We start from the raw sequence: 16,862 nt of genomic DNA, 5'->3' as shown, positions 1-16,862 counted from the left end.
CGTGTTCTGGCGCTGAGTTCACGCTACGAACTGTGAATCGCTGTGGTACACCGGAAAGTGGATCGACGGATCGGCGGATCGGCGAACGGGGGAGCGGACATGACCGGCGAGTACATAACGGTGGTGGTGGGCGGGACGGAGATCCTGGTGGAGGCTGCTCCGGTGCGCGTGTCGGGCTCGGAGCCGACGGCCGCGGATCCTGGGCGTCTCGCCGGGCGCGTACGAGATGCCTTCGAGCAGGCACAGTCGGCGATCGTGGGAATCGCGCAGTCCACGGTGACGGCGATGCAAGGGGCGGGCCAGGCGGTCAAACCGGACTCGATGGAGGTGGAGTTCGCGCTGAAGTTCTCCGTCAAGGGGGACGTCATCCTGGCCGGGGCCGCCGGTGAGGCGGCGCTCAGGGTGAAGCTCACCTGGGACGGGAGGGACGCGCAACAGCAGAACAGCGAGGAGCCCGAGGGCGAGGCGGCGTGACGCCCGTGCCAGGCGGTCTCCCCGGCTATCTGGGACGCATCCTGCATCCGTCCGCCGACATCTCCGCGGGCACCTGCTTCCAACTCGCGCCGGGCGTTCTCGCCACCGCCTTCCACGTACTTCAGCCATACGGCCCCACCCCGGGCGCCGTGGTGCGCTTCGCGCCGCTGGCGGGCGGGCCGCCGTCCACGGCCACGGTCGAGCGGGTCGATCAACGGCACGACCTGGCCGTGCTGCGCACCGACAGCCCGCTTCCCGCATGCGTGCGGCGGGTGGTGCCGACGGAGACGGAACTACCCGGCCTGGAGGTGATCGTCGAGGGCTTCGGGGACGTCCCCGAGCCCGACGGGCGCGGCTACCGGCACATGCTCGCGATCGGGGAATGGCAGGGCGTCACCGAGCGGGACGACGGAGTCGGACAGGGAGTCAGGCGCGGTCGGTTCAACTCCCGGGACGGGCTGCTCGGCATGAGCGGCGCCCCGGTGCGCCGACGCTCCGACGACGCGGTCGTCGGTGTGGTCAGCGCCCGGTACAACAGTGCGGACGGTCGATTACGGGACACGGTGTGGACGGCCTGGACCGAGGATCTCGCCGCGCTCGCGCCCCGGGAGCTGTCCTGGTTCTCCCCGCATCTGCGCACCCATGAGCAGGTGCTGCGGGACCTGCACGGCAAGGAGCAGTACCTCACCACGCTGGACTACGTCAGCCCCGACTCGCACAGCCCGGCCTCCCCGACCCGGCTGATGGACCTGCTCGACGCCCAGTACCTGCCGGGCGGTCACGGAGAGCCGCGGCGTGGCGTGCTGCTGGAGGGCGCCGCCGGAGCCGGCAAGACCCGTACCTGCCATGAGGTCGCGGAGCGAGCCCTGCGGCAGCAGCCGGACGGCTCCTGGCTGGTCCTGCACGCGGAGTCCGGGTCGGCCGTGACGGCCGAGCATCTGGTACAGGCGGCGCTGGCACACGCCCGCGTCGCCGACGCCGAACGCGTTCTGCTCGTCCTCGACTACCTCGACAGCTACTCCAAGCTCTCGCTGTCGGGCCTGCAACGGGAACTCCAGACCCAGGACCAGGAAGGACGTGTGGCGTGCCTGGCCTCGGCCCGGCCCGGTGCGCTCCCGCGGTCGGTGGAGCAGGTCTTCACCCCGGTGTCCCTGGAGGACGGGGAGGAGTACCGCACCAGGGTGGCATCCGCGATCTTCCAGAAGGTCGCCCCGGGGGCATGGAACCGGTGGGGACGGGACCAGCTGGTGGCGTTGTGCAGCGACCGGCCGGTCTTCGCCCTGCTGATCGGGCGGGCGCTGGAGGAGCAGGCGAAGATCCGACGGGACGCCCCCGACCTCTCCGGTCTGCGGCGCGGCGAACTCTTCGGCTGGCTCTGGCGACAGCTGGAGCGCGACTTCCACGCCCCGACCGTCGCGGACCGGCAAACGGGCCAGTCCCGGCCGGCCGTCCGGCTGCTGGCTTCCAGCGTGGCCGTGCTGGCCTGCCCGCAGGACGAGTCCGCCGTCGTGGAGTCGGCGGTGGGCCGGGCGCTGGACAACCGTGCCGACACACAGTTCGCGCACAGTGCCCGTGACGTGGTCGTCACGCTGCATAGGCAGTCCTGGCTGGTCGGCAGCGGTGACCGGCTCGAACTGGTCCACGACATCGTCGCGGACGGCCTGCTCGACGCGACGCTGACGCCTCGGGACACCTTCCAGAGCCGGACCGCGGAGGAACTGCTCGACGCGCTGTGCGACGACGGGCCGGTGTTCGCCCAGGCTGTGCGGCATCTCGCCCGCTGGACCACCGACCAGCCGGAGCATCGGCGGGCCGACACGGAGGCCGCCTGTGCCGCATGGCTGGAGAAGCGGGCGGACCAGGTCCGCGACCTGCTCACCTCCGACGCCGGCGCCGTGACCGCGTTCGACCTGATGGCCTACAGCCCCTGGCAGGCGGGCGTGATCCAGCACTGGGACGAGCTGGTCGAGCCGTGGCTGGGCCGGATCAGCGGCGAGCGGCCCGCCGCCCTGCCCGAGGCCCTCGCCCCAGCCGTCGACAAGATTGACGGGCCGGTGCCGCGCCGCCTTCTCGACGCCGCCCTGACCTGCCTCGAATCCCAGCCGCAGGCCGAGGAGACGGGCCTCTTGCTCCAGGCACTGGTGCATGCGGAGGGCCTGGAGCGGGACCAGCTGGACATCGTCGCCTCCCACGTGCAGGCCTGGGCGGGCCGCCACAAGGGCGATCGGCGCTCCGTCCATCTGCTGGGCGCCGCTCTGTCCCGCCAGGACCTGACACCCCAGGCCGCCCGGCCGCTGGTGAAGGCGGCACGGCAGTGGATACGCCGAAACCCGGCGCACCCGGCCGGCTCGGTCGTGCTGGCCCCGCTGCTCATCCGCGAGGAGCCCGGCAGTGCCGGCGGCAAGACGGTGATCGACGCCGGGCTCACCTGGGTCGTACGTCAGGCCGGCAACCCTGGTATCTCGTTCGTGCTGAAGCATGTCCTGCGACGTACGGACCTGGGCAGGCACCGGGACCGGGCCGTCGGCCTCGCCCTGGCGTGGTTGCGCGCTCACCAGGCGCGGTGGAGTGATCAGCGGGCGCGGCGGCGCGCTCACCACTCGCTCGCGAGCGCGTCCTTCGTCCTGCGCCCCCTGCTGCGCATGGATCTCGCCGCCGACGAGGCACGCGAGACGGTCAGGTACACGAAGAAGTGGCTGGACGCGAGCCAACCGGAACGGCACGTGTTCGTCCTCGGCGCCCTCGTGCGCTGGGACGAGGCGGCCGTCGAAACCGTCACCGAGCTGCTGCTCAGCGAACGGCTGCTGCCCGAGGACCGGAGATTCCTGCTGCAGGACCTCCTGCGCGAGGACCTGCCGCAGCCGCTCGACCGGCACGTCGTCGACGCGACGCTCGACTGGCTGCGCGACCACGGCACGGGACCTGATTCACTCCTGCACCATCTGCTGCTGTGCCGCATCGAACCGGACGACGACGCCTGGGCCGCCGCGTCCCGTATGGCCCTGCGGTGGCTGAAGCTGCCGCACGGGACCGGCGCGGACGCCAGCTTCCTGCTGGACGACCTGCTCACCAAGGACTTCGGCCCCGCTGACACCACCCGGCTGGCCCTGGACTGGCTTGAGCTGCCCGGCGCCGACGCGCGCGCCAGCTATGTCCTGCGGCCCCTGCTGTGGAACCACGGGCGGCTCGGCGAGGACAGCGCCGCACGGCTGGTGGACCTCGCTCTGAGCTGGATCCGGACACACGCGGGGGACCATGAGGCGGGGTTCGTCCTGGAGCCGCTGCTCCTCCTGCGGCCCCTCGACGAGAGCCAGGCCGCCCGCGCCGTGCAGGCCGCCGACACCTGGCTGCGGGCCCATGGGACGATCCCCAGCGCCGACCGGGTACGCAGCCCGCTGCTGGAGTTGTTGGAGAAACTGCTCGCCAAACCAGGTCCCGGTCCCCGCTGCGCCGTCGCCATCACCCCCGCCACGTTGCACCACGCCCGGCAGGGCCGTCGTGCCGTGCCTCTCCTCATCGGTCTGCTGTACGGGGTGCCGAGCGGAACGCGGGAGCGGACGGAGGTGATCGACGGCGCGCTCGACTGGCTGGCCCAGCAGAATTCGCTGGCCAAGAGTTCCAGCAGGATCTTCAAGCACCTGTTCGCGCAGCGCGACCTCGACGAGCAGCGGCTGGCCCGCGGCGCCACACTGTTCCTTGAGCGGCTGGGCCATCAGCCGACGTCGTCCTACGCGGCGCTGCCGCTGGCCGAGCTGCTGCGGCACACCGCTCCCGCGCCCTGGCGTGCCACGGCCGTCACCCTGGCCCTGTCCTGGCTGTCCGAGAACACCCGCCGGCTCCCCACGGGCGAGGTGCTGGCCACGCTGCTGCTCGATCCGGATCCGCCCGGCGCCCGCCGGGCCGAGGTACGCGACTTCGCGGCGGCGTGGCTGGAGGCGACCGAACCCGGGGAGTGGCGGCGGGCGCTCGTCATCGAGGCGCTGGCCGCGCAGCCGATGCCCGAAGCGGAAGCGGGCGGTGGTCCACTGGTGTGAACCACCGCCCGCGAGACAGGACTTGGGTGCCGACCGGCCGATGGGCGACCGCCGGGTGCTACCTCGTCGGCTTCTTGCCGGTCACGCCCAGGTGGACCAACAGGGCCAGGTTCGGCTTCAGTTCGGCCTGTTTGACGCCCCAGGTCTGGAAGCCCTTCTGGTGCGAGGCCACCGCCGCGAGCATCGCGACGATCGAGCCCGCCATCGCGGCCGGGTTGACGTCCTTGTCGACCTTGCCCTTGGCCTGCAACTGAGTGACCGCTTCGGTCAGGGAGTTGTTGACCGAGTTCAGGATCTTCATACGGATCTTGTAGAAGCGTTTGTCGCCCTCGGACGCGCCGAGGTCGACGACCCGCAGGATCGCGTCGTTCCGGCGCCAGAACTCCAGGAATCCGTCCACGAGTTCCTGCGCGGTCTGCCAGCCCGCCTTGCCGACCCAGCTGCGGCCCTCGACGAGCTCGGTCAACCCGGCTCCCTCGGTGGCCATTTGCTCGGCGATCTCCAGGACGGCGCCCTCGACGTCCGGGAAGTACTGGTAGAAGGTCGCGGGCGAAGTGCCCGCCTTCCGGGCGACATCGATGACTTTGACGTCCCGGTAGGGGGAGGAGCTGAGCATCTCGCTGAGGCAGTCGAGCAGCTTCTGCCGGGTCGCCTGCCCACGCCGGCCGGCCACGCGGCCGTCGACGGTACGCACTTGTCCTGTCATGTCGTCAGCTTACCGAGGCGTGATCGGGGCGCGATTCGGCCGACTGCAAATGGGGTGCATGAGTATGCGGAGGCTGGTGTGCCTGGTCTGCGCGCCGCACAAGACGCCGTTACTTTTGCCGCATGGCCGAAAACAGGGCATCCACGAACGGAACGGGATACCCGGAGGGCGTTCCGTGCTGGGTCGACGCACAGCTACCCGATGTGGCGGCGGGCAAGCGGTTCTACGGTGAGCTCTTCGGGTGGGACTTCGAGGAGGCGTACGACTCCACCGTGTGGGCGCTCCTCGACGGTGACCGCGTCGCCGCGCTCGCGCGCAAGCCGGACGGGCGGCTGCCCACCGTGTGGACGGTGTACTTCGCCACCCCGGACGCCCGGGCCCTGGGGGAGCGGATCCGTGCGGCGGGCGGGCAGGTGGTCGTCCCGCCCGTGCGGATGGGGGACGGGCTCGGCTCCGCCGCGCTGGTCACCGATCCCGAGGGCGCCGTCTTCGCGCTCTGGGAGGCGGACAGTCACCAGGGCTTCGGGCGACGGCACGAGGCCGGCACCTTCGCCTGGGCGCAGCTGTACGCCCGGGACACCGAGGCGGCCAACGCCTTCTACGGCGAGCTCTTCGCCGACGCCCTGTTCGGGCCGGACGCCAAGCCCGACTTCGGCCGCGCGGCCGTCTCCGAGGTCTTCTCGGCGATGATGCCGCCCCATTTCGTCGTCCACTTCCGGGTGGAGTCCTGCGCACAGACCCTCGGCGCGGTGAACCGGCTCGGCGGGCGGGTCCAGGTGCCGCCCTTCGAAACGTCGTACGGCACGGTCGCCGTGGTCACCGACGACCAAGGGGCGTCGTTCGCCGTCCTGGAGCGCTGACCGCACTCCTGACCCCTGCGTCCGGCCCCCTTCGGCCGCTCTTCCGCGTCCCACTATGCGAACCGGCGCTTTCGCCGTACGGCGGGCTGTGGTTTTGTCCCAAGACACCCCGTTCCGCCCTCGGGTTCGCAACCGCGCCCCGAGACAGGAAGAATCAGGGTGCGTGCCGCCGAGGCGGTGCGGTGGTGAGACGCTGCACGGGGTCGCGTACATATGTGGGTGACGGGGCCCGTACGGGGAGGTGGCAGGCAGAGTGGTGGATCAGCTGACGCAGCACGATCCGCGCAGGATCGGGCCGTTCGAGGTGCTCGGACGGCTGGGTGCCGGCGGCATGGGGCTGGTCTATCTCGCGCGCTCGGCTTCGGGCCGGCGCGTGGCGATCAAGACCGTCCGTACGGAGCTCGCCGAGGACCAGCTGTTCCGCGTCCGCTTCACCCGTGAGGTGGAGGCGGCCCGGGCGGTCTCCGGCTTCTACACGGCCGCGGTCGTCGACGCCGACCCGCGCGCCGCCGTGCCGTGGCTGGCCACCGCGTACGTCCCCGCGCCCTCGCTCGAAGAGATAGTGAACGAGTGCGGGCCGCTCCCGGCCCAGGCGGTGCGCTGGCTGGCGGCGGGTGTCGCGGAGGCCCTCCAGTCCATTCACGGCGCCGGTCTCGTCCACCGCGACCTGAAGCCGTCCAACGTGCTCGTGGTCGAGGACGGCCCCCGCGTCATCGACTTCGGTATCGCGTCCGGCGTTTCGAACACCCGTTTGACGATGACCAACGTCGCCGTCGGTACGCCCGCCTACATGTCGCCGGAGCAGGCGAAGGACTCCCGCAGCGTGACCGGCGCGAGCGATGTCTTCTCGCTCGGCTCGATGCTGGTGTTCGCCGCCACCGGACACCCCCCGTTCCACGGTGCCAACCCGGTCGAGACCGTCTTCATGCTGCTCCGCGAGGGTCCGGACCTCGAAGGCCTCCCGGACGAGCTGCGCCCGCTCATCGAGTCCTGTATGCAGATGGAGGCCACGGCCCGCCCCAACCCGGCCGACCTCCAGGCCCAGCTGGCGCCCCACCTCTTCGGCTCCGGCTCCGACGACAGCGGTACGGCGTCGGCGTGGCTGCCCGAGCGGGCGGTCGGCCTGATCGAGTCGCGCAGAGGCGGCCGCCCGGCGACAAAGCCCTCGCCGTCCTCCGGCCGCAGCGGAGGCGGCCGCGTCGCCCCCGCGCCGCTGCCGCCCCCGCCCCCGCACGACCCGGTCGTCCCCGGCCCGCAGCCCTCGCCCGTCCCGGTCGGCGCCCCCGACACCGGCCCGGTCCGGCTGGCCGGCGCCGCCGTCCCCATCGGCCCCGGCCCCCGCGTCGCCGACGCCCGCGCCGCCGCCATGCAGGCGCCCCCGCCCGAGGCGGGCCTCGTCGCCTCCTGGTCCAAACCCCGCCCCGGCGTCAACGGCACCGACCCCGCCGTAGGCCCTGCCGTACCCGCGCCGCCACCCACGCCCCCGGAGCCCGCGGCCGGCTGGCGGCCCTGGCGTTTCCGCATGTCGAACGACGTCTGGGGCACCCCCTCCGTCGCCGACGACCTCGTCTACGTCACCTCCTTCGAGGTGCACGCCCTCGACGTGGCCACCGGCCGCCGCCGCTTCAAGACCCGGGACGTCGCCTGGTCGATGGCGGTCGCTGACGGCCGTATCCACGCCTCCGACGGCCCGACCCTGTTCGCCCTGGACTGCCGTGAGGGCGCGGACCTGTGGCGGCTCCAGACGGACGCCTGGGTGTACTCCCTCAAGGCCGAGCGGGGCACGGTCATCACCGGCACGCGCGGCGGCGGCGTCCAGGCCTGGGAGGCCTCGAACGGGCAGAAGCTGTGGGAGCTCACCGGGGCGCAGTCCGACTTCGAGTCCCCGGAGGCCGGGCCGGCGCTGCACGACGGCACCGTGTACGTCTGGCAGGACGCCCGGCTGAAGGCCCTGGACGCCCGGACGGGCGAAGAGCGCTGGTCGTACCCGATCGGCGACGCCGCCTCCTGCGGCGGGGTGCCGGTGCGGGTGGCGCAGGCGCACGACGGCTATGTGTACGTCTCGGCCGGGACGCGGGCGCTCGCACTCGACGTGGTGAGCGGCCTGGTCCGCTGGCACTTCGAGGCCCCGGCGGTCTTCCTGTGCCCGCCGACCTTCGTGCCGGGCCCCGCGGTGACCGGCGGCGGGGTGTACCTCGCCGACTACCTCGGCACGGTCTACGCCCTGGACGCCACCGACGGGCGCGACCGCTGGCGTATCGCCACGGAGTCGCGTTCCTCGATCGAGCCCGTGCTGGTGGCTGCCGGTCATGTCCACGTCGGCAGCGGCAAGGGCCTGTACACCCTGGACGCGGTCACGGGGACGCCGAAGTGGCGCTTCCAGGCGGGCGGCGACATCGTGGGCGCCCCCGCGGTGGCGGAGGGCCGGATCCACTTCGGCTCCACCGACCATCTCCTCTACACCCTGAAGGCGGACGACGGCCGCCTGCGCTGGAAGCTCGCCACGGGCGGGGAGATCACCGGGTCGCCGGTGGTGCGGGACGGGGTGGTGTACGCGTGCAGCAAGGACCGGTGCGTGTACGCGCTGGACGCGGAGAAAGGCACGGGTACGGCGCGCTCCGCTGGGTAGTGCGGGTGGGTGGTGCCGGGTTCGGTGCGTGTTCGGGTGCTGCGCCGTTGTGACTGGGCGCGCGGCTCCCCGCGCCCCTGGGGGTGCGCCCCTGCGGGGCGCTACCCCCTTTCTTCACGGGGCCTGCACTTGGCGCTGCTAACGTGACGTGCTCACGATCAAGTCAACGGGGCTGAAAGGCCATTCGGGGGTCGTACGGAATGAAGCTTCGCCATGTCCGCGCTGTGGCCGTTGTGGCCGGCGTGATGATCGCGCTGACGGGGGCCAAGCGCTCCCACGGCGGTGGCTGTGACGACAGCTCGTCGAGCTCCAGCAGCTCGTCGAGCAGTTCGGGCGGTACGCACTACGACGACGATGACGACGACTACGGGTCCTCGGGCGGCGTCTCCGGCGGCAGCAGCGCGACCGCGTCCGCCGAGGCCACTCAGGACGTGCGGATCCGGAGCTGCGTGTACGACGCGACCCGGGGCGTCGTCGCCCAGGTCGAGGCCACCAACTCCAGCAGCATCACGACTTATACCTACGAGTTCGGCGTCACCTTCAAGGATTCGAGCGGCGCGGACCTGCGCACCAGCACGTCGACCATTCCGTACGTCTCGGCCGACACCACGGAGACGCTGGACGTGGCGGCCTCGTACGTCCCGAACGTCAACGAGAGCATGACCGGCGTCACTTGCGAACTGAGTGACGTGACCCGTACGGCGGTGTAGCTCAGCGGACCCCGTGGTCGCGGCGCCGCGCCCGGAACAGCTCCGTCTGCCGCTCGCCCGGCAGGTTCCCGAGCGCGATCAGGTGCGGCGCCTGCGCGAACGCCCGGTCGAGGGCGGCCTCCTTGGCCGCCCACAGCGCCCGCACGGTCCCCTGCACACCCTCGGTCGGATACCCGGCGATGACGGCCGCGCATTCCTTCGCCGCCGCCAACGCCCCGCCGACCTCGGCGACTTCGGACACCAGCCCGATCTCGTACGCCCGTCGCGCCGACATCCGCTCCGCGCTCCCCATGAGAGCCATCCGCGCGGCCTCCCCGTAAGGCATCCGCAGCGCCATCAGCATCGACTCGTACGCGCTGACCATCCCGTAGGTGGTGTGCGGATCGAAGAAGGCGGCGGTCGGGTCGGCGACGACGAAGTCCGCCTCCCCGAGCAGATAGAAGGCCCCACCGCAGGCCATGCCCCGCACGGCGGCGACGACCGGCTTCCACAGGTCGTTGGACTTCGGCCCGACCCGCAGCAGCGGATCGTCCATCATGTACGGCGAGTTCGGCTGCGGCACGACGGCGTCCCGGTCCAGCCCCGTGCAGAAAGCCCGCTCCCCGGCGCCGGTCAGCACGATGGCCCGTACGGTGTCATCGAACCGCAACATGCGCCAGGCTGCGACGAGTTCGTCGCGCGTCTCCAGGTCGATGGCGTTGTGCCGGTCAGGGCGGTCGAGGGTGATGACGGTGACGCCGGTGTCTTCGTCGGTCGTGAGGTCGAGGCTCATGGGCGCTCCAGGACCCACTGCGGCAGCCCGGTGTCGCTGAAGACGGCCTGGACCTTCGCGCCGATGCGGATCCGGTCCGGGGCGAGGGAGCCGAGGGGTGCGCCGGGGAAGGTGACGAGGTTGCCGACCAGGCGGATGCGCGGGGCGTCGGTGAGTTCGACGACGATGACGTTGTACGGGGCCTGCTCGGCGTAGTCGGGGAGCAGGGGCGGGTGGGGGACGACGTAGGACCAGATGCGGCCGTGTCCGGTGACCTGTCGCCACTGGCTCGCGAAGGACTGGCAGTGCGGGCAGCAGGGGCGGGGCGGGAAGCGGGGTTCGGCGCAGTCGGCGCAGGTCTGGACGCGGAGTTCACCCTGGGCGGCGTACTGCCAGAAGGGGGCGCCGTCGGGGTCGGTGACGGGGGAGAGCATCCGTGGATCAACTCCTCAGTTTCGCAGCAGCAGCGCGGAGGTGGGGACGCCCTCGCCGGCGGTGACGAGGCAGGTGGCGGCGCCGGGAACCTGGGCGGTACTGGTGCCGCGGAGCTGCTTGACGCCCTCGTTGACGAGGTTGAAGCCGTGGACGTAGGCCTCGCTGAGGCCGCCGCCCCCGGTGTTGAGGGGCAGCCGTCCGCCGATCTCCAGGGCGCCCTGCTCGGTGAACGCGCCTCCCTCGCCCCGCCCGCAGAAGCCGTATCCCTCCAGCGACAGCGGTATCAGGGCCGTGAACGCGTCGTAGATCTGGGCGACGTCCACATCCTGTGGAGTGAAGTCGGCGTGCTTCCACAGGTGCCGGGCGGCGGTCCAGGCGGGGCCGGTGAGCGGGTCGTCGTTCCAGTAGTTGACCATGCCGTGATGCTGGGCGGGCAGGCCCTGGGCGGTGGAGTGGACGTAGACGGGGGTGTGGCGGCAGTCGCGGGCGCGTTCGCGGCTGACGACGACGCAGGCCAGGGCGCCGTCGGTCTCCAGGCAGTTGTCGAAGAGGCAGAGGGGCTCGCTGATCCAGCGGGAGGTCATGTACATCTCGCGGGTCAGAGGGCGTTCGTACATCACCGCGGCGGGGTTCTGGTTGGCGCGGTTGCGGCAGGCGAGGGCGACGTTGAAGAGGTGGTCGCGGGTCGCGCCGTACTCGTGCATATAGCGGCGGGCGAGCATCGCGATCTCGTCGACGGGGCGCAGCAGGCCGTACGGGCGGGTCCACTGGGCGGGGGTGGGGAGCTGGGCGGCGGTGTTGCGCCAGGGCCGGGGGCCGCTGCCGCGCTTGCGGGAGCGCCAGGCGACGCCGACGGTCGCCTGTCCGGTGGCGATGGCGGCGGCGAGGTGCGCGACCGTGGCGCAGGAACCGCCGCCGCCGTAGCCGACCTTGCTGAAGAAGGTGAGGTCGCCGAAGCCGACGGCCTTCGCCAGCTCCACCTCGTCGGTCTCCTCCATGGTGTATGAGGCGAGGGCGTCGACCTCGCCGGGCGCGATGCCGGCGTCGTCGAGGGCGGCGAGCACGGCGCGGCAGGCGAGGGTGCGCTCGTCCTCGGGGAGGTGTTTGGCGAAGGGGGTCTGGCCGATGCCGACGATGGCCGTGGCGTCCTTGATGCCGGGTCCGACTGTCATGGCTGCGCACACCTCCACGAGGTCCCTGGCGGCTGACAGTCCGTCAGGCTACAGCTAATCTGACGGGTAGTCAGCTAGTGTGCCGGGAGGCCGTGATGCGCGGTGACGTGGAGTGGGGCAGCATTCCGGAACTCGTCCGATCCGCGGCCGGGCGGTACGCGGACGCCGAGGCGGTGGTGGAGGGCCGCACCAGGATCTCGTACGCCGAACTGGGCGCCCGCGTCGAGCGCGCGGCGGCGGCCTGCCTGGCGAACGGCGTCTCGCCCGGGGACCGCGTCGCCATCTGGGCCCCGAACACGCTGGACTGGATCGTGTCGGCGCTGGGCGCGGTGTCGGCGGGGGCGGTGCTGGTGCCGCTGAACACCCGCTTCAAGGGCGCCGAGGCCGTGGACGTCCTGCGCCGCAGCGGAGCACGGCTGCTCTTCGTGACGGGCACGTTCCTGGGGACGTCGTACGTGGCGTCGCTGCGGCGGGCGGTCGCGGCGGGGCCGGAGCTGCCGGCGCTGGAGCAGGTGGTCGTGCTGTCGGACGACGCCCCGGCGGACTTCCGCACCTGGAAGGATTTCCTGGCGAGCGGGGACGGGGTGGGCGCGGCGCGAGTACGGGCGCGTGCGGCGCAGGTGGACGGCTCCTGGCCGTCGGACATCGTCTTCACGTCCGGTACGACGGGCCGCTCGAAGGGCGTGGTGATCACACACGCGCAGACGCTGCGGTGCTATGGGATCTGGAGCGAACTGGCCGGTCTGCGGCAGGGCGACCGCTACCTCATCGTGAACCCCTTCTTCCACACCTTCGGCTACAAGGCCGGCGTGATCGCCTGTCTGATGCGGGGCGCGACGATGATCCCCCAGCCGGTGTTCGACACCGACACGGCCCTGGCGAACATCGCGGCGGAACGGGTGTCGGTGCTGCCGGGCCCGCCGACCCTGCACCAGTCGCTGCTGGACCACCCGGCCAGGGGCGCCCACGACCTCTCGGCGCTGCGGCTGGTGGTGACCGGCGCGGCGGTGGTGCCGTTGCGGCTGGTGGAGCGTCTGCGCGGCGAACTCGGCGTCGAGACGGTCCTGACCGCGTACGGACTCTCGGAGGCCGGCGGCATCGTGACGATGTGCCGGCGCGGCGACGACCCGTCGGTGATCGCGTCCACGTCGGGCCGGGCGATACCCGGTACGGAGGTCCGCGTCGAGGCCCCGGCCGGCGAGCCCGGCGAGATCCTGGTCCGCGGCTTCAACGTCATGCGCGGCTACTACGAGGACGAGACGGCGACGGTGGAAGTGCTGTCGGCGGACGGCTGGCTGCGGACGGGGGACGTGGGCGTCCTGGACGCCGCCGGCAATCTCCGGATCACGGACCGCGTCAAGGACATGTTCATCGTCGGCGGCTTCAACGCCTACCCGGCGGAGATCGAGCAACTGCTGGGCCTGCACCCCGACGTGGCCGACGTGGCGGTGATCGGCGTACCGGACCCGCGGCTCGGCGAGGTCGGCAAGGCGTACGTGGTACGCCGGCCGGGAGCTGTGGTCACCGGGGACGGCCTGATCGCGTGGGCGCGGCGGGAGATGGCGAACTACAAGGTGCCGCGGGCGGTGGAGTTCGTGGGGGAGCTGCCGCGGAACGCGAGCGGGAAGGTGGTGAAGGGGGAGTTGCGCGCTCGGGTCGGCTTCGAGTCTGTGAAACAACCGTGAAGAGCAGCTGACATGTGAACATTCAAGATCCTCGGGGCCCGAGTATCTGCCAGATTGGCGGCAGGGGGAACGTGACTCACGCCAAGCCGACCACTTTGGAACTGAGTTGACCCACAATCGCATACGCCCAAGAGCCCTCGCCGCGGCGCTCATACCGCTGTGGTCCGGGGCTCTCGTCCTCGCGGGGACGACGATGCCGGCACAGGCCGGCGCCGAGAACCGGACTGATTCCGCCGGCACATACGTGGTGAAGCTGGTCGACGCCCCGGTCGCCGCGTACGAAGGCGGCCTGCGCGGCCTGAAGCGAACCATGCCGGCTCCCGGGAAGCGTCTCGACACCACCTCGTCCCCGTCCAGGGAGTACGTGCGCCGCCTGGACGCAGCCAGGGAACGGGTGCTGGACGCCGTTCCGGGCGCGAGGAAGCTCTACGACTACGACTACACGTTCAACGGATTCGCCGCGAAGCTCACGGCCGGACAGGCGGCCAAGCTGGCCCGGACGCCGGGCGTGGTGTCGGTGACGAAGTCCACCCTCACCAGACCCGAGCCCTCACCCGGACCCGAGTCCTCACCCGGACCCGCCCCGACACCCGGACCCGCCCCGACACCCGGGGCGGACAGCGGCCGGGCCGCCGTCGGCAAGGGGACCGCGCAGAAGTCCTCCGCCCCCGACCGCCCCGCTGCGGCCCCGGCGTCCCCGCCCGACATCCCCCGTTTCCTCGGTCTGTCCGGCAAGAAGGGCCTCTGGTCGAAGCTGGGCGGCCCGCGGCACGCCGGCGAGGGCATGATCGTCGGCGTCATCGACGCCGTCGACCCGAAGAACCTGATGCTGGCCCCGATGCCGGAGCCGCGCCCGGACGCGGCGGTCATCGCCAAGAAGTGGCACGGCACCTGCGACAAGGGCGACCCCAGCGACCCCGCCCACCAGGTCACCTGCACCAACAAGGTGATCGGCGCCGCCTACTTCCGTGCCGACCTGGCCGACCCCCAGCCGATCGACGTGCCCTCGGCCTTCGACATGCACAGCCACGGCACCCACATCGGCACCACGATCGCCGGCGCCCACGACACTCCCGTGTCGATCCCCGGCACCAACGTCCGCGGCAGACTCAGCGGCCTGGCGCCGCAGGCCCGGCTGGCCTTCTACAAGACGTGCTGGAGCTCCGGTTGCGGCGAGGCCGACAACCTGGCGGCGATCGACCGTGCCGTGGCGGACGGCGTGGACGTCATCAGCTTCTCCGTCGGCGGCGGGCTGACCGGTCCGGCGAACCGGGAGGCCATGTTCAACGCCGCGAAGGCGGGCGTGTTCGTCGCCGCCGCGGCCGGCAACGGCGGCCCGGACACGGTGGAGAACACCTCGCCCTGGATCACCACGGTGGCCGCCGAGAGCCACGACACGGGCTACGAGGCGACCCTGGTCCTCGGCGACGGGCGGCACGTCACCGGCCCCGCCTTCAGCGAAGGCGTCCCGGAGACCCCGTTGGTCCACGCCGGGGAAGCCGGCCTTCCGGGCGCCGAGCAGGCCGCGAACTGCGCGCCGGACACACTCGACCCGCGGAAGACGAAGGGGAAGATCGTCATCTGTGACCGGGGGGGCACCGGGTTCGACTTCCAGGGCCGGCTGGACGAGCTGAAGAGGGCCGGCGCGACGGCCATGATCCAGGTCAACACCCCCACCAGCTTCCAGGACGTCTTCGCCGATCCGGCGTTCCCGATGTTCGTGCTGGGTGTGCGGGAAGGAAAGGCCGTCAAGGAGTACGCGGACGCCGAGGGAGCCACCGCCCGCTTCACCGCCACCGTCAGCACACGCGTCGAGGCCCCCGCCGTCACCGGCTTCTCCTCCTCGGGACCCGACCCGGCCTCCGGCGGCGACCTGCTCAAGCCCGACCTCGCCGCGCCCGGGCAGCTGATCGCCGCGGGCACCGTGCCCGGTGGATTCGCCGGATACAAGGGGTCGTTCGGCTTCATGGACGGTACGTCGATGGCGACTCCGCACATCGCCGGCCTCGCCACGCTGCTGAAGCAGCTGCATCCCGGCTGGTCGCCGATGCAGATCAAGTCCGCGCTGATGACCACGGCCACGACGACCGGCACCGAGGGCAGGCCGATCAGCCGGCAGACCGACGCCGGGAGCGGGACGGTCCCCGCGACCCCGCTCGACTACGGCGCCGGCTCACCCCGGGTCACCCGGGCCGCCGATCCCGGCCTGGTCTACGACTCGACGGCGGCGGACTGGACGGCGTACCTCTGCGCGGTGGGCGTCCAGCCGCCCGACGCGGACGCGTGCGCCACGGCCCCCGAGACCGACCCCAGCGATCTCAACTACCCGACCCTCTCCATCGGTGACGTCTTCAACCGCCAGACGGTGACCCGCACCGTCACCAACGTCTCCTCCCGCACGGCCACGTACCGGGCCACGCTCCGGACCCCGCCGGGCTTCAAGGCCGAGGTCACCCCGAGGACGCTGACCGTGGCGCCGGGCGCGAGAGCGACGTACAAGGTCGCCTTCACCCGCACCGACGCCGCCTACGACTCCTGGCGGTTCGGCACCCTCACCTGGAGCGACGGCAACGGCGCCCACCGGGTCAGGAGCCAGATCTCGCTGCGGGCCGCGCGTTTCTCCGCACCGGACGACGTGCGGGTGACCGGTCGGGAGACGAGCGTCGCGCTCTCCACGCGCACCGGCTGGAGCGGAACGCTGACGGCCGCGACCACAGGTCTGTACGCCGGCCAGAAGCACACCGGCACCCTCACGGGCACGGACGAGACCGACTACGCCGGGTCGCCGCCGGGCGCGTCGAAGGCGATCGCGAAGGTCCGTGTCCACGTCCCCGAGGGCGGGCGGCTCGCCCGGGTGGCGATCTTCTCCTCCGACCACCTCGCGGGCAGTGACCTCGACCTGTACGTCTACGACAAGGACGGCAAGCTGGTCAGCCCGTACCCGGGGGAGGGCTCGGACGAACACGTCGACCTGACGCCGGGCGACTATGACGCCTACGTCGTCCAGTACGGCCTCCCCGACGGCACCACGAGCCAGCGGTTCACCCTGTGGACCTGGCAGCCGGGCGCCAGCTCCGCCCCTGACGTCCCCGCCACCGTCACCCCCGCCTCCCAGCGGGTCGGCGGCGACGGCCGGGCACGGGTCACGGTGACCTGGCAGGGCGCGGAGGAGGGCCGGCGGTACCTGGCCCTCGTCGAGTACGGCGACGGTACGGCGGACGTGGGTCGTACGACGTTGGCGGTCAGCGCGCAAGGGAGCTGAGCGAGACGGCCCAGGACGGTGCCCGGAAGAGCAGTACCGGGCTGTCCTGGGCCTCCTTCAGGCGCATGCCGCCTGGTCGTGGGCGACGGGCTCTTGCCATGGACCGGCTCCCACCCGCCTCTTGGCACACCTCGGCCGCGGCAG

11 protein-coding genes are annotated in these 16,862 nt (G+C 71.9%); 7 read left to right on the top strand and 4 right to left on the bottom strand.

What is annotated here, in order from left to right:
- Positions 1-99: 99 nt before the first annotated feature.
- A complete protein-coding gene (locus tag ACZ4UU_RS06275; RefSeq protein ID WP_468036947.1) occupies positions 100-474 on the top strand; it encodes a CU044_2847 family protein in 375 nt (124 codons plus the stop codon).
- Positions 471-4,508, top strand: coding sequence for a trypsin-like peptidase domain-containing protein (locus tag ACZ4UU_RS06270; RefSeq protein ID WP_468036945.1), 4,038 nt, complete (start codon positions 471-473; stop codon positions 4,506-4,508). The genes ACZ4UU_RS06275 and ACZ4UU_RS06270 overlap by 4 nt, the downstream gene beginning before the upstream one ends.
- Positions 4,509-4,566: 58 nt before the next feature.
- Here the strand turns inward: ACZ4UU_RS06270 and ACZ4UU_RS06265 are convergent, their stop codons facing one another.
- On the bottom strand, positions 4,567-5,214 hold the full coding sequence (locus ACZ4UU_RS06265) for a TetR family transcriptional regulator (protein ID WP_468036943.1): 648 nt from the start codon (positions 5,212-5,214) through the stop codon (positions 4,567-4,569).
- 122 nt (positions 5,215-5,336) lie between these two features.
- Here ACZ4UU_RS06265 and kbpA point away from each other — a divergent pair, with 122 nt between their 5' ends.
- From kbpA to ACZ4UU_RS06250, 3 genes are all read left to right on the top strand, one after another.
- Positions 5,337-6,074, top strand: a complete 738-nt coding sequence (kbpA, locus tag ACZ4UU_RS06260) for an AfsK-binding protein KbpA (RefSeq protein ID WP_468036941.1) — start codon at positions 5,337-5,339, stop codon at positions 6,072-6,074.
- 253 nt (positions 6,075-6,327) lie between these two features.
- A complete protein-coding gene (gene afsK, locus ACZ4UU_RS06255) occupies positions 6,328-8,703 on the top strand; it encodes a protein serine/threonine kinase AfsK (RefSeq protein WP_468036939.1) in 2,376 nt (791 codons plus the stop codon).
- Between the two features lie 200 nt (positions 8,704-8,903).
- A complete protein-coding gene (locus ACZ4UU_RS06250; RefSeq protein ID WP_468036937.1) occupies positions 8,904-9,413 on the top strand; it encodes a hypothetical protein in 510 nt (169 codons plus the stop codon).
- A gap of 1 nt (position 9,414) precedes the next feature.
- On the opposite strand, the gene ACZ4UU_RS06245 is transcribed toward ACZ4UU_RS06250, so the two are convergent.
- From ACZ4UU_RS06245 to ACZ4UU_RS06235, 3 genes are read right to left on the bottom strand one after another with little or no spacing between them, the layout of a single operon-like run.
- The gene (locus ACZ4UU_RS06245; RefSeq protein WP_468036935.1) at positions 9,415-10,185 is read right to left on the bottom strand and encodes an enoyl-CoA hydratase/isomerase family protein; all 771 of its coding nucleotides are present in this window, start codon (positions 10,183-10,185) and stop codon (positions 9,415-9,417) included.
- Positions 10,182-10,598, bottom strand: coding sequence for a Zn-ribbon domain-containing OB-fold protein (locus tag ACZ4UU_RS06240; RefSeq protein WP_468036933.1), 417 nt, complete (start codon positions 10,596-10,598; stop codon positions 10,182-10,184). The genes ACZ4UU_RS06245 and ACZ4UU_RS06240 overlap by 4 nt, the downstream gene beginning before the upstream one ends.
- A gap of 15 nt (positions 10,599-10,613) precedes the next feature.
- Positions 10,614-11,771, bottom strand: coding sequence for a lipid-transfer protein (locus tag ACZ4UU_RS06235; RefSeq protein WP_468036931.1), 1,158 nt, complete (start codon positions 11,769-11,771; stop codon positions 10,614-10,616).
- A gap of 95 nt (positions 11,772-11,866) precedes the next feature.
- Here ACZ4UU_RS06235 and ACZ4UU_RS06230 point away from each other — a divergent pair, with 95 nt between their 5' ends.
- Entirely contained in the window at positions 11,867-13,456 is a 1,590-nt protein-coding gene (locus ACZ4UU_RS06230; protein ID WP_468036929.1) for a FadD3 family acyl-CoA ligase, read from the top strand.
- Positions 13,457-13,562: 106 nt separating this feature from the next.
- Positions 13,563-16,718: a S8 family serine peptidase gene (locus tag ACZ4UU_RS06225; RefSeq protein ID WP_468036927.1), complete on the top strand. Its 3,156-nt coding sequence runs from the start codon at positions 13,563-13,565 to the stop codon at positions 16,716-16,718.
- Positions 16,719-16,862: the final 144 nt, after the last annotated feature.

It is taken from the genome of Streptomyces sp. NPDC028907 (assembly GCF_055564995.1).
The sequence above is the reverse complement of the archived record's forward strand: the minus strand, read 5'-3'. Positions and strand labels throughout refer to the sequence as shown.